The sequence below is a fragment of the Microcystis sp. LE19-84.1B genome (assembly GCF_027531875.1).
GTDB classification, from domain to species: domain Bacteria; phylum Cyanobacteriota; class Cyanobacteriia; order Cyanobacteriales; family Microcystaceae; genus Microcystis; species Microcystis panniformis.
In genome coordinates this window covers 33,258-53,996 of record NZ_JAPZSR010000024.1, presented here as the reverse complement: position 1 = coordinate 53,996, position 20,739 = coordinate 33,258, and the positions used below count along the sequence as shown (strand labels likewise).

Annotated in this window: 18 protein-coding genes; 7 read left to right on the top strand and 11 right to left on the bottom strand. The window is 44.0% G+C overall.

Features of this window, described 5'->3' with window-relative positions:
* Positions 1-196: 196 nt before the first annotated feature.
* The 7 genes from mutS to O9324_RS01480 all read right to left on the bottom strand — a co-directional run bounded on the left by mutS (position 197) and on the right by O9324_RS01480 (position 10,153).
* Positions 197-2,845 (bottom strand): DNA mismatch repair protein MutS, encoded by a 2,649-nt coding sequence (mutS, locus tag O9324_RS01510; protein WP_288139292.1) that lies wholly within the window; start codon positions 2,843-2,845, stop codon positions 197-199.
* 241 nt (positions 2,846-3,086) lie between these two features.
* Complete coding sequence (gene apcB, locus O9324_RS01505; RefSeq protein ID WP_043995782.1) at positions 3,087-3,596, bottom strand: allophycocyanin subunit beta; 510 nt, start codon at positions 3,594-3,596, stop codon at positions 3,087-3,089.
* A 182-nt stretch (positions 3,597-3,778) separates the two neighbouring features.
* The gene (proB, locus tag O9324_RS01500) at positions 3,779-4,918 is read right to left on the bottom strand and encodes a glutamate 5-kinase (RefSeq protein WP_288139291.1); all 1,140 of its coding nucleotides are present in this window, start codon (positions 4,916-4,918) and stop codon (positions 3,779-3,781) included.
* Between the two features lie 28 nt (positions 4,919-4,946).
* On the bottom strand, positions 4,947-6,911 hold the full coding sequence (gene recJ, locus O9324_RS01495) for a single-stranded-DNA-specific exonuclease RecJ (RefSeq protein ID WP_288139290.1): 1,965 nt from the start codon (positions 6,909-6,911) through the stop codon (positions 4,947-4,949).
* 58 nt (positions 6,912-6,969) lie between these two features.
* Complete coding sequence (locus tag O9324_RS01490) at positions 6,970-7,611, bottom strand: LppP/LprE family lipoprotein (RefSeq protein WP_288139289.1); 642 nt, start codon at positions 7,609-7,611, stop codon at positions 6,970-6,972.
* Positions 7,608-8,069 carry a hypothetical protein gene (locus tag O9324_RS01485; RefSeq protein WP_353851665.1) on the bottom strand — a complete coding sequence of 154 codons (462 nt, stop codon included), beginning with the start codon at positions 8,067-8,069 and terminating at the stop codon, positions 7,608-7,610. The genes O9324_RS01490 and O9324_RS01485 overlap by 4 nt, the downstream gene beginning before the upstream one ends.
* Positions 8,070-8,143: 74 nt before the next feature.
* A complete protein-coding gene (locus O9324_RS01480) occupies positions 8,144-10,153 on the bottom strand; it encodes an ATP-binding protein (RefSeq protein WP_288139287.1) in 2,010 nt (669 codons plus the stop codon).
* A 222-nt stretch (positions 10,154-10,375) separates the two neighbouring features.
* Here O9324_RS01480 and psb32 point away from each other — a divergent pair, with 222 nt between their 5' ends.
* From psb32 to O9324_RS01465, 3 genes are all read left to right on the top strand, one after another.
* Positions 10,376-11,059, top strand: coding sequence for a photosystem II repair protein Psb32 (psb32, locus tag O9324_RS01475; protein ID WP_002766515.1), 684 nt, complete (start codon positions 10,376-10,378; stop codon positions 11,057-11,059).
* A gap of 232 nt (positions 11,060-11,291) precedes the next feature.
* Positions 11,292-11,891 carry a hypothetical protein gene (locus O9324_RS01470; protein WP_288139286.1) on the top strand — a complete coding sequence of 200 codons (600 nt, stop codon included), beginning with the start codon at positions 11,292-11,294 and terminating at the stop codon, positions 11,889-11,891.
* A gap of 222 nt (positions 11,892-12,113) precedes the next feature.
* Positions 12,114-12,932 carry a transglutaminase-like domain-containing protein gene (locus O9324_RS01465; RefSeq protein WP_288139285.1) on the top strand — a complete coding sequence of 273 codons (819 nt, stop codon included), beginning with the start codon at positions 12,114-12,116 and terminating at the stop codon, positions 12,930-12,932.
* A gap of 172 nt (positions 12,933-13,104) precedes the next feature.
* On the opposite strand, the gene O9324_RS01460 is transcribed toward O9324_RS01465, so the two are convergent.
* On the bottom strand, positions 13,105-13,911 hold the full coding sequence (locus O9324_RS01460; RefSeq protein WP_288139284.1) for a DUF8623 domain-containing protein: 807 nt from the start codon (positions 13,909-13,911) through the stop codon (positions 13,105-13,107).
* Between the two features lie 81 nt (positions 13,912-13,992).
* Between O9324_RS01460 and murG the strand changes: the two genes are divergently transcribed.
* Positions 13,993-15,066, top strand: coding sequence for an undecaprenyldiphospho-muramoylpentapeptide beta-N-acetylglucosaminyltransferase (murG, locus tag O9324_RS01455; RefSeq protein WP_288139283.1), 1,074 nt, complete (start codon positions 13,993-13,995; stop codon positions 15,064-15,066).
* Here the strand turns inward: murG and O9324_RS01450 are convergent.
* From O9324_RS01450 to O9324_RS01440, 3 genes are all read right to left on the bottom strand, one after another.
* A complete protein-coding gene (locus O9324_RS01450) occupies positions 15,048-15,638 on the bottom strand; it encodes a Uma2 family endonuclease (RefSeq protein ID WP_288139282.1) in 591 nt (196 codons plus the stop codon). The two genes, murG and O9324_RS01450, sit on opposite strands and share 19 nt — an antisense overlap.
* Positions 15,639-15,673: 35 nt before the next feature.
* Positions 15,674-16,534, bottom strand: a complete 861-nt coding sequence (locus O9324_RS01445) for a fructosamine kinase family protein (RefSeq protein WP_288139281.1) — start codon at positions 16,532-16,534, stop codon at positions 15,674-15,676.
* 108 nt (positions 16,535-16,642) lie between these two features.
* The gene (locus O9324_RS01440; RefSeq protein WP_288139280.1) at positions 16,643-17,932 is read right to left on the bottom strand and encodes a M16 family metallopeptidase; all 1,290 of its coding nucleotides are present in this window, start codon (positions 17,930-17,932) and stop codon (positions 16,643-16,645) included.
* A 328-nt stretch (positions 17,933-18,260) separates the two neighbouring features.
* Between O9324_RS01440 and O9324_RS01435 the strand changes: the two genes are divergently transcribed.
* The 3 genes from O9324_RS01435 (at position 18,261) to O9324_RS01425 (ending at position 20,725) form a co-directional block, all read left to right on the top strand.
* Positions 18,261-19,199 (top strand): hypothetical protein, encoded by a 939-nt coding sequence (locus O9324_RS01435; RefSeq protein ID WP_002802801.1) that lies wholly within the window; start codon positions 18,261-18,263, stop codon positions 19,197-19,199.
* Between the two features lie 23 nt (positions 19,200-19,222).
* Entirely contained in the window at positions 19,223-19,801 is a 579-nt protein-coding gene (locus tag O9324_RS01430; protein ID WP_288139279.1) for a DUF1822 family protein, read from the top strand.
* 84 nt (positions 19,802-19,885) lie between these two features.
* On the top strand, positions 19,886-20,725 hold the full coding sequence (locus O9324_RS01425; RefSeq protein ID WP_288139278.1) for a PEP-CTERM sorting domain-containing protein: 840 nt from the start codon (positions 19,886-19,888) through the stop codon (positions 20,723-20,725).
* The last annotated feature ends 14 nt before the right edge of the window (positions 20,726-20,739 follow it).

The window sequence follows — 20,739 nt, the reverse complement described above, 5'->3', positions numbered from 1 at the left end:
GTACGGGCGAAGCATTCGGATAGAAAATCTACGGTTTCACCGATAGGTTATTGCCCGAATGCTTCGCCCCTACAGGACGCGGGCCGATGAAGACGCAAGGTTTTGAACGACGATTCTCTCAAAATCTTGCACCTGTTTCGGGAGAAAAGCCCCAAAACCCTTACTTTGCCTACATTTCACATTTATTCAGCAAACCCTACTTACTGTCATCAAAAATATCTAACTGCTGCAGAGAGGGGGAATTATCCGACTTAACTGGTTTAATTTTCTTAATTCCTTGACGCAAACCGATCGCAATTTTACTATGTTTTTCGATTTGACCCATCACCTGCATGGCACGATCGATCACAGAAGCTGGTAAACCGGCTAATCTCCCCGCTTCGATACCATAGGATTTATCCGCACCTCCCGGTCGTACTTGGTGCAAAAATACTATCTCATGGGGTAATTCTTTGACTGTTACCTGATAATTAGCTACATTCTCTAAGATTGAGGCTAATTCATTCAGTTCGTGGTAGTGAGTGGCGAAAATCGTCCGCGATTGCAGTACCGTGGCTAAATACTCCGCCACAGACCAAGCTATGGATAAACCGTCAAAAGTGGCTGTCCCCCGGCCAATTTCGTCTAATAATACTAATGATCTCTCCGTGGCGTGATTGAGAATATTGGCGGTTTCGTTCATTTCCACCATAAAAGTGGATTGGCCAGTAGCGAGGTCATCCACAGCCCCCACCCTAGTGAAAATGCGATCGCAGATGGAGATTTTGGCCGACTTTGCCGGGACAAAACTGCCGGTTTGGGCCAACAATTGAATTAATCCCACCTGTCGCAGATAACAACTTTTGCCACTAGCATTGGGACCGGTGAGAATAATCAAGTCAGGGTATTCTAAACCCTCCTGATTGCCCAAATTAATCGAATTCGGCACAAAAAAGCCGGCCCCAAGGGATTGTTCCACCACGGGATGACGACCATCTTTAATATCGATAAGACGACCATCGGCGATTTCTGGGCGACAATATCCCTGATAAACGGCGATTTCTGCCAATCCGGCCAGCACATCCAAAGCGGCGACTTTTGTGGCCACTTCCCGGATTTCTGGGGAAAATTCGGCTACTTGACGGCGTAAATCGCTAAAAATCTCGTATTCTAATTTATTTAATTCATCTACTGCCGTCAGAATTATATTTTCTTTCTCCTTTAACTCGGTGGTGATATAACGTTCCTCATTGACTAAAGTTTGCTTACGCACATACTCTTTTGGGGCGAAATCGGCTTTACTGCGGGGTAAACTGATATAATAACCGAAAGTTTTGTTATAATTAACCTTAAGATTACTAATACCCGTTCTTTCTTTCTCTGTCGTCTCCAGATTCTTAAACCAATCGATTACTTCCTGATAGTCGCGCCGCAGGGCATCCAATTGGGCATCAATTCCCTCGCGAATCACCCCCCCTTCCTTGAGGTGCAGCGGAGGAGATTCCACCAGATGCGCTATCACCTGCTGGCCTAATTTTTCCAAATCGGCGGGAATTTGCTGTAAAGCTTTCAAATAGGGCGAATTTCCCGAAGCAACCAAAGCCGCTAAATCGGCCAATTTGACTAAGGATGCCGCTAGGGAAAGTAAATCGCGGGCATTAGCCGTTCCTGCGCCAACACGACCGCTTAAACGTTCTATATCGTAGATTTCCCTTAATTTTTGCCGAATATCTTGGCGTAAGGAGGGATTATCCTTTAACTCTTGGATAGTATCCTGACGGGCGCGAATACCGCGAGAATCTAAGAGAGGTTGCAGTAACCAACGACGTAAAGCGCGACTACCCATGGCCGTACAAGTGCGATCGATCGCCCATAATAGAGAACCATAGAAGCTACCATCGCGCACCGTTTGGGTAATTTCAAGGTTACGACGGGTTTGCCCATCTAAAATCAAAAATTCCGAGACAGAGTAGGTTTTTAAAGGTTGTAGGGGGACTTGATTGGCTTTTTGGGTATCTTCAATGTATTCTAATAGGCCTCCGGCGGCGCGAATAGCAAGGGGTAAATGTTCGCAGCCCATCCCCTCTAGGGAACGCATTTTATAGGTGATTAGGAGACGATTTTTCGCTTCTGTGAGAGTAAAGATAGTTTGGGGACGGAGAGAATAACAAAAACTATCGGGTAAACAGGGGGGGAGATGGTCGGATTTTTCCCCGGGGCGCAAAATACGGTTTAAATCGGGGGCATTGATGGGAAAAAGGATTTCCGAGGGCTGTAAACGGGTTAATTCTAGGCTTAAAGCCGTTAAATCGCTGGCTTGGGTGGTGTAGAATTCTCCGGTGGAGATGTCTGCATAGGCTAATCCCCAATTTTCTCCGGTAATCACCACTGCAGCCAGAAAATTATTCTTTTTTGCATTTAACATTCCCTCATCGGTGAGGGTTCCGGGGGTGAGAAGCTTGGTGATAGCGCGTTCTACTAGCCGTTTTTCGGCGGCTGCTTCCGTTGAATCCTCTACTTGGTCACAAATCGCCACCGCATAGCCTTTTTCCACCAATAAACGACTATAGCGCTCCAGGGCGTGGTGGGGAACTCCAGTCATGGCGACTCTCCCAATACCTTTACCCCCTTCCTTGCTGGTGAGAACTAATTCTAATTCTCTGGAGATAATCACCGCATCCTGAAAGAAACACTCGAAAAAATCGCCCACACGATAGAGTAAAAGAGCATTGGGATAGGTTTCTTTTACCTCCACATAATGCTGATACATGGGGGTGAGTTTACTGCGATCGAGTCCGCGATAATCACGATGGGACTCCTTATTGGTAGCGGGTGGTTCTGGGGGAAAATCCGAGGAGAGAGTCATGGGTCAAAGAAAGCTGGACAATGTTTTAATGAACTGTTCCCCACCCCTTGGCTGAGTGGGAAGTTTCTGACGCTTCTTCGTCGATGGCGGTTGCCTCAGACTTCCGCACCGGGAGAACCGCTCAATGGTTCCCCTTGCTGCACCTTCCCCACTCCCCTAGGCTGAGAGTGGGTACTGATGCGGGTTCGTTCCATCAAAAATTGAACGGACAGAACTGATAAGCGATAACTGATAACTGAATTTAGATAGACACTTCGCTTAATTCGCGAGTGAGATGATCAAAGGGTTCAGCGATCAAAGAGGTGTCGGCAATACCCGCCTCAGTGGCCATGGTTTGAATCATTTCGCTCATGATTTGGATACCGCGCACCGTCGGACCGATGGGAACCCCGAGGGAATTATAGGTTTCCCGCAGTCCTTGCAGTACCCGCTCATCTAGAACATTAGTATCAGCAGCTACTAGGGCATAACTGGCATAGCGGAGATAGTAATCCATATCCCGCAGACAGGCAGAATAACGACGGGTGGTGTAGGCATTACCCCCGGCGCGGATCAATTCGGGAACTTCTTCAAATAGACGAATCGCCGCCCCACGCACGAGCGCCGCCGAATTAGCGTTAATTAGGGCGGCGGCAGCTAGACGGGCAGTTCCCGAGGTGAAATATTGTTTAAGATTATCGATCGCATCTCGATCGAGATAACGTCCGGTGACATCGTATTTTCTAATCAGGCTAGTTACCGCGTCTCGCATTATTAAGTTTCTCCCAACAGCAATAAAGACATTTTTGAGTTTCGCTTTATTTATAATCTCACAGGGTTGAACTTCGGGGGACATCCCTAGTCTAACTCTCTTGCTTGTCTAACAATTTGTTGTTTTTTTGAGACATTTCTTTACATTTAAGGCATTGGCTGGACCGGCACTGAGTGGCGGAATTATCCCTTATTAGTCGAGGTGGTGGACGAGGCACTCAAAATAACGAGATTATCCCGATGAATAATGGTTTCTGCGGCCATATAACCTAATAAACTGGCAATACGCTCGGAATGTTGACCTTTCACTCGATCGATCTCCTCACTACTATAATTAACAATTCCCCGGGCCAATTCCCGGCCTTCTTGATCGCACAATTGCACCGATTCCGAGGCACTAAATTCCCCTGCCACTTTGGTGATCCCGGCCGCTAGGAGAGATTTTCCCCCCTGACAAATGGCTTGAATCGCCCCAGCATCGAGATAGATTTTACCCATGGGCATTAGTCCGTAGGCGATCCAGCGTTTGCGGGCGTTATCACTACGTTTTTGGGCCTCAAAACGGGTTCCGATCGCCTCTCCTGCCATAATTTTTAAGATATTGCTAGGCTGTCTTCCCCTAGTAATCGCCATTTCTACCCCGGCACTGGTGGCAATCCGGGCCGCGGCCAATTTAGTCGCCATACCCCCAGTCCCCCACTGACTGCCACTACTACCGGCATCGATCGATAGTTGCGCTAATTGCGCGGAAGTAACTCGGGCAATGGCCTCTGCTTCGGGAAATAGCCGCGGATCGGCACTGTAGAGGCGATCCACATCGGTGAGGATAAATAACCAGTCAGCCTCGATTAAACTGGCGACAAGGGCTGATAAGGTGTCATTATCGCCGAATTTTAACTCATCGATCGCCACCGTATCATTTTCGTTGACAATGGCAATCACCCCTAATTCAAACAATGCCTGAAAGGTATTATAGGCGTTGACATAACAGGTGCGTTCCATCAATTCGGGACGGGTGAGCAAAATTTGGGCGATCGGTTGACCAAGACTGGTAAAGAGGTCATCATAGATGCGCATCAGACGACCTTGTCCGACGGCGGCGATCGCTTGTTTGAGGGCGATTTTTTTCGGTCTTTCCTGTATTCCCAGACGACGGCAGCCTACCCCGACGGCCCCGGAAGATACTAATACCACCCGATGACCGGCGGCACGCAACCGGGTGAGGACTTCCACTAAAGCGGCGATCGTGGAGAGGGATAATTGACCGGTTTCATTATCGGTCAAACTGGAAGTACCGATTTTGATCACTATGGTTTGGTTCATCGTCAAGGCGCTTTTTTTGGAGGTTTTGCTAGATAGCCAAAGCTTTGATGGCAACTTTAATTAAAGTATAAAAACGGGGTTCAGTCACGTTGACTTCTCTAGCTTGTTGCCGATTTTTGCCTAATAAACCAATGCGCTGCCCTTTCTGCACGACTAAAATATCGCCCTGTTCATTTTTGATGCGAATCTCGTTTAAATCACCCCAAAAACTACATTGATACATTTTATCAGCGTGCATAAAAATTGCTTTTTTAATACTATCATTTTCTTGGGGTAATCGCACTCCCACTAATTCAATTTCTATGGTTGTATTACCATTCCAAGTATTTTCTTTGAGTTTATAGGCAATATCTAAACGAGTTGGTAAAGGACAATATTCGCCCCAACGCCATGCTAGGGCTTTAATTCTGGTATCATCCCTTTGAGCCAGCAATAATTTTAAATGATTTTTTCCGATAGTTTTCTGTTCCACTACGCGCACGTTAGGAGTCCAAAAAACGGGTAATTCATTGCCAATTCCCCAGGGTTGCAAACTATCAATTTGTTGAAAAAGTTCCAAGGTAATTTGTTTAAAGTCGATGATAGTATCAATTTTAATTAAAGGTTTTAATTGTTCTATTTGTAAAATTTTGTGAGAAAATTGACTTAATCTTTGTTTAAATGCTAGTAAATTAGCTGTGGGTAAACTAAAACCCCCCGCCATTTTATGACCGCCAAATTTTCCTAGTAAATCTTGGCAAAATTGCAGGGCTTCAAAAACGTGAAATTCTTCAATTCCTCTGGCGGATCCGCGAATTTTACTCGCATCTTCTTCCTCGTAAGTACCGATAAAAACTGGCACTCCGTAGCGTTCCACCAAACGGGATGCTACAATACCAATTACCCCATGATGCCAATCTTTTTCGACTAAGACTAAAACTCGATCTTTTTGCCAAAGAATCGGGGTTTCTTCCACTAATTTAATCGCTTCTTCTTCAATTTTTTCGCACAATTCTTGACGAGTACGATTAATTTGTTCGCACTGCATCGCTCTTTCTAAGGCAATTCCCGCATCATCGGTGGTTAATAATTCAATAACTATCTGGGGTTCTCCAATTCTGCCAATGGCATTAATTCTCGGTCCCAATTTAAAGCCAATATCATCCGGTTGTAATTGCTTTTGTTCCTCACTAATTCCCGCTATTTGCATCAGGGATTGAATCCCGACTAATTGGGATTTGGGTAATTTTCTTAACCCCCGTTTTAACCAGCGACGATTTACCCCAATTAATGGGGCTAAATCTGCTATAGTGCCTAGGGTAAATAATGATAATAATGACTCGGTTAATCCCTGTAATTTACCCATTTTTTGGGCAGTTGTCACCGCTAAAATATAGGCAACTCCCACCCCCGCTAATCCCTGATAGGGAGAGTTCGGGGTTAATAATTTCGGGTTGAGAATAGCGGAGGCATTTGGTAAAATTGGCGGCAGATCGTGATGATCGGTGATAATAACTTTTAATCCTAATTCTATCGCTAGGGCGATCGGTTCGTGAGCGGAAATACCATTATCAACGGTGAGAATCAATCCGACTCCCGATTCGGCAAATTCTTCCACAATGCGCTGATTAATTCCGTATCCCTCTTTCATGCGACTGGGTATGGCATGATTTACCCTAGCACCGAGATGTCTTAAGGCTCTTAGTAGTAAAGATGTACTGGTCATGCCGTCGGCATCGTAGTCCCCACAGATAGCAATTTTGTCGCCAGAGGCGATCGCTTTTACTAATAAATTGACACTTTTTTCTAAGTCGGGAAATTCTCCCAGGGGAGAGGGTAAGATATCCGCTTCAGGATCTATATAAGTTTTAGCTAATTCGGGGGTATCAATACCGCGATTAATTAAGATAGTTGCTAATAAGGATGATAATCCCATTTCCCGCGCTAACCCCTCAATTTTTTCGGGATTAGTTGCGGCAATGTACCAGCGTTGGATGGGATATTTGTAGGGCATTTTTTGTTAAGTAAAAAGGTAGGGTGCGTTAGCACAGCGTAACGCACCAAAAACAGAGTTAAAAGCGGATTTGGATGGCCCCAGCAGGAGGTTGAAAGGGGAGATTACTATTATTAATTCTCAGGGGAGAAGCGGGTACTACCTGCACATTGGGGGTGGTGGGTTGACTTTCGTTGGTACTCAGTAAAGTCAATTGATTAATACTAGGATTAATCGCAAATTGTTGGGTGATAACTCCCGACGGACAACAGGAAGGATCCCGGGGGAGAAATCTTCTCATGTTGACGGTGATCGTACCATCTTTAGCACTCAGATTATCGACAATTACTCGATCGGCTAACAGGACAGTATCGGTGTTAGTGGCAGTACCGTTATTATCAATCACTAGGGCTAAATAATGTAATTGCTGTTGCTCTCTAGTAATCACTCTTAACACGACAATACCATCAGTCCTTTGATCATTATTATAGTCCCCCATCAAGGCTTCTCGACTGACTTGTACTCCTAAAATTTGTCCCTCATTGGATTGAAAAATACCATCGCTGACAATTACGGAACCCCGATTGGGAATGTTATAGACGGTGTTTCTTAAATTATCGACGCTTAGGGGTGTAGATTGGGCAAGTAAGGGCAGAGAATTGTTTAATAGTAAACCGATACCCAGGAGGATAGATTGAGGCAAAACTGCTAATTTAATCATGGTTGTGATGGGTTGGGTATATTTTCTTGAGTATCGAATAACCGCACGTTATTAATGGTACAAACCATCCCCTGTTGTGCTGCTAATTTATCTCGCCATTGGCTTAATTGTTGTTGACCATTACTACCATTTAACCAGTAAACTGTCAAGATGCCGATGGTTTGTTCTGGTTCGCAGGAAAAGCTGAGAGTTTGATCGGGTATATCGGTATTTCCTTCATCACATTGCCAACCTTGTTTTTCAATTAATTCTTTCCAACCTTGCACTTCTTTGGCAGCCACGGCAATGCGTTGATCTCCTTGGTTACAAACCCAATTTCTCTGCTGGGTGGGATTATTCGGTATGTCACCAAGATTGGGGGAATTTTGCTTAATTGGGGGAAGCGAGAGGACTTGAGCATGAACGGAAAAAATCGGTAGTATTAAGAAAGTACCGATGAGCATTTTTAACATTTTCATCCTTTAAAATTGCCATATTTAGGGATTTATGCCTTTAGAATATCACGTTTTTGAGGTATGGATAAAATACTCTCTTAAGATATGTTTAAATCTTTAATTATGGTTTCGATCGCATCAAAGGAAAATTCTCCGGCTAACTGTTGTAAACCTTGGGCAAGGTTAGCATAATCGGGGGGAATTTCTGCGGTTAGGGCGATAATTTTTTCATCATCACATTCTCGCGCCGCTTGTTGCAATTGTCCAATCCAGTCGGGATTGATTAATTTTAATAGGGATTGCAGGGAATCGAGGAAAACTGGCGAATAATTGGGCTGATTTGGCTCATTATCGGCATAAATATATTTTAATCCTAAATATTCGCCCATTTTTTGCCAGATGACTTCTTCTCGGAAAGGTTTACGCACGAAATCATCACAACCAGCGGCAATAACCAAGGCGCGATCCTCTTCAAAAGCACTGGCAGTTAGGGCAATTATTACCGTTTTTCCGCGATTATCAGCCTCTAACCGCCGAATTTCCCTAGTTGCTTCGTAACCGTCCTTCACTGGCATTCTCATGTCCATCCAGATAAGATGAGGTTGCCATGCTTGCCAAATTGCGATCGCTTCTTGACCATTAGCAGCCTCTTGCACGGACAATCCTAGGCTAGTCAGGAGTTTCAGCAACAGTAAACGGCTTTCTGGTCGATCATCGACGACTAATATGCGATATTTAGGCTGATTTTCGGCTAAAGCGATCACTTTTGCCCTATTGGTTTCGGTTTTAATCTCATTTTCCCCCACTAAACCCACCTGAATATCAAAACTAAAAACACTTCCTTGACCCAGAATACTACTAACTCCGATCGCACCCCCCATCAACTCAATAAATTTTTTACTGATAGGTAAACCCAATCCTGTCCCCTGTTGGGATTTTCGTCCCGTTTCCGTTTGGTTAAAGGGTTGAAATAGCTTATAAATCTCCTCTGGGGCGATTCCTGGGCCTGTGTCTTCAATTTCCCAGAGCAATCGCTGATAATCTCCTCTTTTCTCCCCTACTTTTCCCCGGAGAGTTACCCCTCCCGACTCGGTAAACTTCAATCCGTTACCCAAGAGATTGATGAACACCTGTCGCAATTTACTTTCATCAGTACATATATATTGGGGCAGATCGGAGCTGCGATCAAAAATTAAGCTTAAAGCTTTTGCCTGCGCTTGTGAGCGTAGCATTTCGGCAATATTATCTAAAAGAGCGTATAAATCGAAATTACTAGGGTTAAAAACCGTTCTTCCTGCTTCTATCTTCGACATTTCTAGAATATCGTTGATTAACTCTAATAAATGTTCCCCGCTACGATTGACAATTTCCAAATATTGCCGATATTCACTGCTGATGCTGCTATCCCGGGATATTAAGCGAGTAAAACCCAAGATAGCATTAAGGGGAGTGCGTAATTCGTGGCTCATGTTAGCTAGAAACTCACTTTTAGCTTTATTTGCCTTAACTGCCGCTTCTTTAGCCTCTTTTAATTCTTTTTCTGCTTCATATCTACTTTGTGCGATCGCAATTAATTCTCCCAGCAACCGCACAAAGGTGACATCTTCCCCTGTCCATTGCTTTTCTGCACTTGCATCCAATCCCAGATAACCCACCGTTATCCCGCAACTATCCCACATGGGAACGATTAAGAGACAGGGAGTAGAACTATGAGCGAGAATAGTTCTTTCAGGGATAGCAGTAGCGGGTAAATCGTCTAAAGAGTTTATTTTAACTGGAATACCGTTTAATAATTGTTCCGAAAACCAGGGAAAGGTTTCCGTCGAGAGATTTTGTGATTGTTCCCGAATCGGGACAACTTGCGGATAGTCGGGGTGACAGTATTCATAAACCATACTCCACTGCTGACGACAGGTGGAATATTGAATAATGTAACAGTGAGCGCTCTGGGTAAATTGACAGAGCAGTTCTAGGGTATGATCGATCGCCAAGTGGATATCTTGAGAAATTAGTAATCTTGTCACCCGCGAGAGCAAATTATCGCGATGGGCCTGCATTTCTAGGGCTTTTTCCCGTTTTTTAGACTCTAGTTCCTCAAAATCACTCATAATCAGTTATCAGTTATCAGTTATCAGTTATCAGTTAAAAGGGTTTGGGGGTTGTAGGGTTTTAGGGTATTAGTTGAATTTCCCCATCACCCCACTTCCCCACTTCCCCACTTCCCCACTTCCCCACTTCCCCACTTCCCCACTTCCCATCTCCTGTCTCCCGACTCAAAAAACAGTAAACTTTTCCCCTATTATGTTCTATAGGAATTTTACCGAATCAATATGCTCAAATTATTAGCTTCTCTCCTTCTCTCCTGCTGTGTAGCCTTGGCTGTTTCCCTGTCACCGGCTGCTGCCATGGGAGTCTATGACCTCCCCATTTTAAGCTCTGGAGCGCCCACTTATGTGGTCGATCCCGTTTCGGCCATTAGTGCCGCTAACGAGGGAAAATTAAATAAAGACCTGAAAAATCTCGCCGAAAAAACTGGCCAAGAAGTGAGAATGGTGGTAGTCCGGCGCTTGGATTACGGTCAAAAAATTGACAATTTAGCCGATGATATCCTGAGAGAATGGTATCCTAATCCTGAAGATCGCACTAATCAAACTATCATCGTCCTTGATACTTTAACCAATAAAACTGCTATTCGGGTTGGCGAGGAAGCAAAACCCTTATTAACCGATGCTATTGCTGATAGTATCCTCTCGGAAACTATGGCAGTTCCCCTCAAAGATGGGGGAAAATATAATCAAGCTTTACTCGATGCTAGTCGTCGTCTAACGGCGGTACTTTCTGGAGAAGCGGATCCCGGACCCCCAGAAGTAGCGACAATTAATATCGAAAGTACCTTTACTACCGCAGAAGAAACTGACGATAAAAATGCCACAATTTGGGTGATAGTTTTACTGGTTTTAGCTACAGTAATCCCCATGGTCACCTATTTTTGGTACGCTGGTTTTGGTCGCTAAATTAAATTAATGTTCTGGGACTGATACAGCTAAAATATTCCCACAGATAGTTCAATCTTCAGCCTGAATGAGCAAGATGAAGTAACTTCTAAGTGGGTGGGTGGAATTAAATATAAGATGAACGTAGGTTGGGTTGAAGCATGAAACCCAACGCCCTACAAATAATTGTGCCTACCTACTTAGTAGATTTTAGTTGTATCAGTTCACCCCATTTGCTTAACATTAATAACTAATGTCTAAACTGGTAAATCAATTACAATCCTATTATCGAGAGGAGGAAGGAACTTACTTAATTGAAATTAAACTTAATCAGTTACAGCAAGTCTTTAATTCTCTCGATCCTTCGCCATTTTTAGATAGAGATTTAGACGATAATGCCGAAAATTATATTATTAACTCTGTGGATGAATTTCCCCTCAATACCCCCCTTAAATTAGTCTTTTATCTTCCCAGTACAGAACAAAACACCGCCCGACATCTGTTACCCTCAGCTTTACATAATTATTTTGACTATCGCCAACAGGGAGAACAAAGAAAATTACGCACAATTTGGCGACAGGGACGCATATCTTTGATAATTGGTCTCTCCTTTCTTTTTGTTTGTTTGAGTCTCAGCGAATTAATTGGTCGTTTTGGCAGCGATACATTTATTCACTTCTTAGAAGAAGGACTATTAATTAGTGGTTGGGTGGCCCTCTGGCGACCTTTAGAAATTTTTCTTTACGAATGGTGGCCCGTCAGTCATCAACAAAAGATTTTTGCTAAACTGGCCTACATCCCCATTGAAATTCGTCTATTAGAGGAACCATCCACCCCGGACTCTTTTCGATAGCTCTAATCCTGCCGATGGCTTGTGTTCAAAGTTACAAAGCTTTTATTTGAAGCAGTTTACAATAAAAAAACTCTGTACAAAGCTTATCGGTTTTCAGCTTGGCTATTACTTTCTCCTCAAACTTTTAACCAAGTAGTCAGGCCTAACTTTTTATCAGTCTGGCGATTATTGGCGTTTCATCTCTACCAATCCTGACAAAATTTCATCTAGATAGGAGGACTAATGTTAATCCATGTTGGTTATGAATTTGGCTTTGATACACCCTTACCCGTGGTCATGTTGTTAAAACTTTATCTACACCCCTCAATTTTAGATCAAGTGAGACAATCGGAAAACTTGCGGGTGGAACCGGCAACAAAAATAGAAGAATTTTTAGATAGCTTCGGTAATCGAACCAGTCGTCTAATTTTACCCGCCGGACAGATTCGCATTCACAATGAAGCAGTTATCGAGAATGAATGGAAACCGGATATAGTTAATGGGAATGCCCAAGAAATTCCTCTAGCAGAGTTACCAACCCAAGTTTTTCCCTACCTAATGAGTAGCCGTTATTGTGAAGTGGATTTGCTTTCGGAAATTGCCTGGGAACTTTTCGGACAAACTCCCCCCGGTTGGGCAAGGGTACAAGCGGTTTGTGATTGGGTTCATAGTCACATTCGTTTTGGTTACGAATACGCGCGGGTGACGAAAACCGCCTATGATGTCTATCGGGAAAGAACGGGGGTTTGTCGCGATTTTAACCATCTAGCTTTGACTTTTTGCCGTTGCCTAAATATTCCTGCCCGTTATGCCTCCGGCTATCTCGGAGATATCGGTATTTCTTCCCAACCCCTACCGATGGATTTTAGTGCTTGGTTTGAAGTCTATTTAGACCATCAATGGTACACTTTTGATGCTCGTCATAACACCCCCAGAATCGGGCGGATTTTAATGACTCGCGGCTTAGATGCCGTCGATGCTGCCCTAACAACTTCTTTTGGTCAAGTAAATTTAACAAATTTTAAAGTATGGACGAGCGATGTTTCCCACCTCTATGCTTAATCAGAGTATTTATTAAACCTCTTGCATAATTAATTTTTGAGGGTTCAAAAACGGCAAAAATAAGGATTAAATTGCCTGAAAGTGCCAGCCATTGGAGTGAACGGGGGGAATAAAACCCTACACCCCACACCCCACCAACAAGATTTTTCAGCAAACCCTACTTAGATAAAAATTACTTTTCTACCTTAACCCGTTGAGTAACGACAACAATCCCATCTCCTTGGATTAAAATCGCCGATAACCAACGATTTTCCGGTGTTGCCGGCGCTTTTACCCGCTTAAATAAACCGCCGGACTGTAATAATTCCAATTCTAGAGGCTTTGTATTAATATAACGCTCAATATCTACTTTCTCATCGATCGCCGTTCCGGCCAATAAATCATCCCCTAAAGGTTCGCGGACAATCACATCAAAATCAAATTCTTCACCCACTTTCACCCTTTCGGGAATTCTCACTTGAATACTGGGGGGATTTTTGCCGGTGCTTAACTCAACCCTCTCGCTTAAAATCTCCTGATAAACCAGTTTATTCCCCTGAAATTGTTGACGAGAACGAATCGTAGCATTCATTCCCACCGCTCGTCCCTGCACCTTTCCTGTCCCGGTAATTTTAGTAATTGTATTGGCCGTTAACTTGTCCCCGGAACGACTCCAAGATTCGAGAGTCGTGGTGTATTGTAGATTGTTATAACGTTCCCAAAAATGAGTTAAAGCCTTTTTAGTTTTTTCGTAGGTCAAGCCATCGGAGTTAGTAAATTTCGGACTATAAAACTCCATTAATTGCTTGATATCCCGCTCATTAGCCGCCGTTTCGATTTTGGAGATAAGGGTTTTTAAATTAGCTGGAGCAGTTTCTGGCTTTTCGGCCCGCAAACTGGTGGCAAGGGTAAAAGTTAACCCCAAACCTAACAGCAACGATAGAGAAAAATTGAGGGATTGACGAAAAAATTTATCGGGGATTGTGTTCAAGTTACGCATTAGTGATAGTTTATGTAAGGATCGATCGATAACTATGGTAGATTATTTCATTCTAGGACTGAATTTACCCTCTCTCGAATTATGGCACGCACTCCAACCCGTCTCTTGATTGCCGCTAGTGGTACTGGTGGTCATTTATTTCCCGCTTTGGCCCTGGCCGAGCGCTTGCCGGATTACGAGATTGAATGGTTAGGAGTTCCAGACCGTCTGGAACAGTCCTTAGTTCCAAAAACCTATCCCCTGCACACCATCCCCATTGAGGGATTTCAAACCCGTTTGGGGTTAAAAACTCTCAAGATTCTGTTCAGTCAACTGCGGGCCATTTGGCAAGTGCGTAGTTTAATCAAAAAACGTCAGATAGCGGCAGTTTTTACCACTGGGGGTTATATCGCAGGCCCGACCATTTTAGCGGCTCGTTTAGCCAATATTCCCGTCATCCTACACGAATCTAACTACATACCGGGCAAAGTCACGAAAGTTCTCGGTCGCTGGTGCGATACGGTTGCCCTCGGTTTTCAGGGAACCGCCAGCTATTTACCCGGCACTCGCACCACTTGGGCTAGTACGCCTGTACGAGAGCAGTTTCTCATTCCCCAGTCCCTAGATTTACCGATTCCAGAGGATGCTTTTTTGATTGTCGTTGCCGGTGGTTCTCAAGGGGCCGTGGCTCTTAATCAAATTGTCCGACAAAGCGCTCCCCAATGGTTAGAAAAAGGCATTTATATCGTGCATCTCACGGGAGAAAACGACCCCGAAGCGGATAGTTTGCGCCATTCTAACTATTTTTCCCGGCCTTTTTACGACAATATGGCGGGATTATGGCAAAGAGCTAATCTGGCTATCAGTCGCTCCGGAGCCGGCACTTTAACAGAATTAGCGATCACTTGTACGCCTTCGATTTTAATTCCCTATCCTTTTGCTGCCGAAGACCATCAGTTCTATAATGCCAAAGTTTTCGCTGAAGCTCAAGCCGCTTATCTTTACCGTCAAAATGAGTTAACTGCTCAGTTTTTAAGCGAATTAGTCCTCGATTTATGGTCTAATCCCGAAAAATTAGCCGCCATGGCCCGACAAGCTTCTCATCTAGCTATTAGTGATAGTGCCGATTTATTAGCCGATTTGTTGAGAAGAAAGAGTCAAAAAGATAGTTTTTGAAACAAATCAGCCACGGGAAAAGTGAACCCCGGAACCACATCTTCCCCCTCCAAAAAATCTCCTGATATTAATAATCCCTGCGGTTCGTACCCGGAACGATAAACTAAAACATAGTGTTGACCTGGACTGATAACCCAGAGCAAACGAGTCCCATTGGCAAAATATTCGGCAATTTTGTCCTCGATTTCTGCCACTGTATTCCCTGGAGAGAGAATTTCTACCACTAAATCGGGTCCACCTTCTAAAAAACCCGTCGGTAATTCTTCCAATCCTTGCAGACGTTCCTTGGCAAAAAAGGCTATATCGGGAGAACGTTTATTGCCATTTTTCATAGTAAAAGCAGTGCTGGAGTCCAATAATACCCCTAGTTTTCGAGATGTTACTAAAGCGAATAAAGCAGCGCTTAAAATAATGGCAATATAACCGTGTAAAGCCCCAGAATTTCCCAGATTAATTAACTCTCCCTTGACCAATTCGTAACGATTACCATCGTCAGGTAACGCCATAAATTCTGCATCAGTCCATACTTTTGTCTCTGGAGTTTTCATCACAGTAGTTTCTCGAACAGACATAATTTATCCTCGGTAAAGATTCACAAGTAAAACCCTTAAAGAATTTCCTGTAACATCCGATTGGCCTGGGAAGCGTAACCACCACCAAATAAATTAAAGTGGTTGAGAATATGGTAGAGATTGTAAAGAGTTTTGCGCTTTTGATAACCGGCATCGAGGGGGAAAACATCGTTATAACCCCGATAAAAAGCCGCCGGAAAACCGCCAAAAAGTTCCGTCATGGCTAAATCTACCTCCCGGTCTCCCCAATAGGTGGCAGGGTCTAAAATTACTGGTTCCCCATCGACGGTAATTGCCGCATTTCCCGACCACAAATCACCGTGGACGAGGGAGGGATGGGGTTGATGCTGACTCAAAATCTCGCTAATAGCGGGAATAACTTGATCCTCGTCGGGAAAATTGCCGCCTCGCTCCTTCGCAAGTCTTAATTGATAGCCAATACGCTGATGAGCAAAAAAATCCGCCCAATTGTTACTAATGGTATTGATCTGGGGAGTAGAACCAATGGTATTATTACAATGCCAACCAAAGCGATCGGATAGGGAAACTTGATGTAAATGAGCTAAATTTTGCCCCATTTTTTCCCAGCTTTGACTATTGCCACCGCCGAATTCTAGCCACTCTAGCACTAAATAACTAGATTTCTCGGCAATTCCCCAACAAATTGGCTCTGGAACCCTGATAGTCTTGGTGGCGTGAATTTGCTTTAATCCTAAAGCTTCGGCCGCAAACATGGCCTCTTGGTTCGCTTGGTTAATCTTAACGAAATAAATTAAACCATTGCCACTGACCGCATAACCCTGATTGATGCAGCCACCACTAACGGGATGACTTTTCTCAATTTCAAAAGGTTTTTCCGTGGTTTGGGTAATATGTCGGGCAATTTGAGTCCACATAGGTTATCAGAATTCAGGAGTCGGGAATCAGGTGTTAGGGTGTTAGGGTGTTAGGGTGTTAGGGTTTTGGTTGAAATTTCCCCATTTCCCCATTTCCCCATTCCCTGTTTACTGAATTGGTCTTACCACAACCACACCGTAAGCGTGGGGATTTAAATACTCTTGACAGGCATTTTGAATATCCTCTAAAGTGAGAGCTTCAATGTGTTGGGGATAACAAAAAGCCGGTTGTAAATCACCGATCTGAGTATGATAATAACCGTAAAGGTTAGCCCGATCGCTCGGTCTTTCATTGCTAAAAATAAACCGATTGGCCACTTGGGTTTTAACTCGTTCCAGTTCAGAAACTGTCACAGCTTCCTGTTGAATTTGTCCAATCTGTGCTACCACCTCTCTCTCCACTTGCTCGATATTTTCCGAGGCTAATTGGGCCGACACGGAAAACACCCCTTGCACTGCTTGGGACATATTACTGGCAGTTATTTGGGAAACTAAGCCCTTTTCTTGGCGCAGAGATTGAAATAATCGCGATACCTTGCCCTGACCCAGAATAGCCGCTAAAACATCGAGAGGATAGGTTTTTTCTAAGTCTCTCAACCCCGGCACTTTCCAAAATAGGATTAAGCGGGCCTGCTGCAAATTTTCATCCTCGTATTCTTGACGGATAATCTCGTTAAAAGGAGCTTCGGGCTTTAGATGGGCGATAGGATGGGAAATCAGCCCAGAATTGCCCTTACTGCCTAAAGTATCTAGAGAATCGCTCACAATAGCCATTAAATCATCTACAGGCAAATTACCCACCACTGCCACCGTCATCCATTCGGGACGATACCAAGTCCGATGAAAATCGCGCATTTGTTGAGGAGTAAGATTTTCAATCACTGCCATCGGACCCAACACCGGACGACGATAGGGTAAAACTTGAAAACAGGTCTCCATGGTGCGATAAAAAGTGCGACGACGGGGATTATCCTGAGAACGACGAATTTCTTCTAAAATAACCTGTCTTTCCCGCTCAAAAGCTTCATCGGGGATTAAAGCTTCTAAAACCACTTCTAGCTGCAGCGGGGCCAGATGGGCGAAGTCCCGCGGGGCAGTGGTAATGTAATAATGGGTGTATTCTTGGCTAGTAGCGGCATTAGTCACCGCTCCCCTCGATTCGATCGCCCGTTCAAATTCACCACTGTCTAAGTTACGGGTTCCCTTAAAAACCATGTGTTCGAGAAAATGAGCCATCCCATTGATCTGATCCGATTCTAAGGCCGAGCCGACCTGCAGCCAGACATTGAGATTAACCGCTTCTACCGGTTGACTTTCGGCAATAATCGTTAAACCATTGGCAAGACGGTGCAGAATCGGAGTGTTAAGTGTGGCAGGTTTCCCTAGGATAGCCGTCATTCTTTATTAGTCCTCGGTGATCACTCTGGCAAAAATTGTCACTTTTCTCTATTGTAGTCCCAGACTTTCACGGAGCCAACAAGATCAGGTGTTGGCCAGCAATTCCAAATTCAGAATGTAGCAAAATTGATCGAGGTAGGGTGTCGCTAGCGCCAGTGAACGCACCGTTAATGGAGGCTGCCGGGATATTCATTCCAAGAAATCGCTTTAGTCAATCAGGGGGTTGACCGTCATTTAAATTTCTAAAATATAAAGTTTTGTGACAACTTGAGACGTTCGCAGGAGTTTGAGGTGATTTCTTTTATGAAAGCAGTTGAGAACATCATCTATGCCGTTAACCCAACCCTGTTTCTCCTCTTCTGAAGTTCGTCTGAATTCCATTGTCTCCCATCGCGATCGCGGAACTTCCCTGAAGCAAACCGATGATGATGACCTGCAATACCTCGCCCTGCAAGCGCGTTCCTATACTGGGACAGTGGGTTTGCAGCAGCAAGCTGCGATCGCTCGGTTACTTGATGCTCTGCGATTTTCGGGTCGGCTACGGGGTCGAGGTCATTATTCGGTAGAGGTCTATGAGGATGCGGTTAATCGAACGTTATGTTGGGTTGCTTTCCACCTCGACCAGTTCGATCCTGACCGGGGCAGTTTTCTGGCTTGGGTCAACTATCGGCTGGATATTCTGTTGCGAGAGGCGTATGCGGAAACGCTTGACCCGCTGGTCAGGGCGCAGAAGCAGCAATTGATTCGTCGCAAGTACCAACTGACGGCAATGGTTAGTCTAGTCGCTAAGGTTGGGCTGGGTTTCTGGTTAAGGTTACAGGTTAAAGGGATCGCGATTGATGAACAAAGTTTTGTCTGGTTGGCGGTTCTCTGTCGGTTATCTGGGCTAAGAAAGGCTAATCGGGCTTTGGGCGATCGCGTTTTTCTGGATCTGGCAAGGGCAACGTTATCGGTATCGCCTTTACAGCAGGTGAGCGGTGAGTCTGTTGTCTTTGAGAATTTGGCTCAACCAGTGGAGCAGCTTTGTTTGTCGGAGTTGATCGCTGAGTATATTGAGTCTGATCCGGAGTTGTTGTCTCGCCATCATGTCCATAATTGCCCGAAGGCGACTTTGAAGGCAATTTTGAGGGCGCGATTGGAGGCGCGATCTTGGCAGGAGATCGCGGATTCTTTTAGTTTGACTGTGGCAGTGGTGAAGAATTTTTTCTCGCGCCAGATGAAGACGGTTGCGCCTTTAATTGGACAGGAAATTCTGTCTTATTTGTAATTTTTTGAGGAGGTGAATAGCTTTTGAAAAACTCACTGGCTGAGTTTGCAGGGATTTTTGTGGAAAATTTAAGCTTCCAATGGGGGGAAATCAAGATAATGCCGACACGAATTAATCATAGTTCTGTATTTTTGATTGCTCTAGGAAGGGAAGCCCATGAAATCGCGGATTATTTTTGTCAACAACATTCTGATTTTGCTCTAGCTGAACAAGTCTATCTCAATACTTTGGCTGTGTATGCGGTCAACTGTTGCTTACGGTCTCTGGGTATTGCCACAGATTTGGAAGCGAGTGATAGCTGGAATCCCATCATGCGATCGCGTTTAATGGTAGCGGATTTGGTGGTGAGGGGTAAGGGGAAAGTAGAGTGTTGTTCTGTGATGCCGGGTGAGGATTTTGTCGAGATTTCTGAGGAGGTTTTATCAGACAGAATTGGTTATGTTTTTGTTGAGATTAATGCTGAGATGTCCGAGGGAAAGGTGTTGGGTTTTTTGGAGAAAGTCAATGAAACTAAGTTAAGTTTTTTGACATTGCTTTCTCTGGATAATTTGCCAGCATATCTTGAGAAAATCAGTCCTCCACAATTAAGGTCTCAAATTTAATTAGGGCTGAGTTTTTTGAAGAGTAATCTGTTTCAGTTCGATTGTTAAAGTTTTGAAGTAATCAAATTAAGGAGAAAATTTATCATGAATCGTCTAATTTTTCACGCATCAATTACGACTGTTACTGGTGCTGCGCTATTATCCTTCATCGGAATAAATTCTGCTCAAGCAGTAAGCATTACATTTTTTCCATCTACTGTATTCTCATCTGACCCTACAATCCTCAATCAAAATGTAGGCATCACAGGATATACAATTGAGGATTTTGAAGACAAAACTCTAATTCCTGGTTTAAGTATTACTTATTCTGGAGGAGTTTCTACATCAACGATTACAAGTCTTCCTAATCTTTCAAATAAAGTTTCTCAAAGCTGGGATGGTCAACACACATTATTTAATATTCCTAGTAATCAATTGAGTAATAGTGTGTTTTGTCCGAGTACAGAATGTGCAAAACTTACTACACTTAATTTTAGCAGTAGCATTATATCAGTGGGAATTGGGCTGTCAGGGTTTCAATCTTTAAATCCCCCACCATCTGCACCAGATAATCCAATAACAGATCATCGCCTCTTCATCAATGGCATACCTTTTTCACAAACAATCGAACAGCTTGCGGGAGTAAATTGGAAGTCAGCTAACTTCCAACGTAATGCTTACTTGCGTATTGATGCACTACAAGGAGAATCGATTTCCTCGATAGGATTTGAAAATATAACGGCAACTCCATCTACAGAAGATGTACTTGAATTTGATCATCTTGCAATTAAATCTGTCGCACAGCCCCCCAAAAGTGTCCCTGAACCTTCTAACATCTTCGGTCTAGGATTACTAGGATTAGGTTTAGCGGCAACAAAAGTAAAAGGTGTCCTATCAAAAAAAGCAAAGTCACCCACAGATAACCCCCAAGAACCAGACAGCTAACTGGGATCAATTGC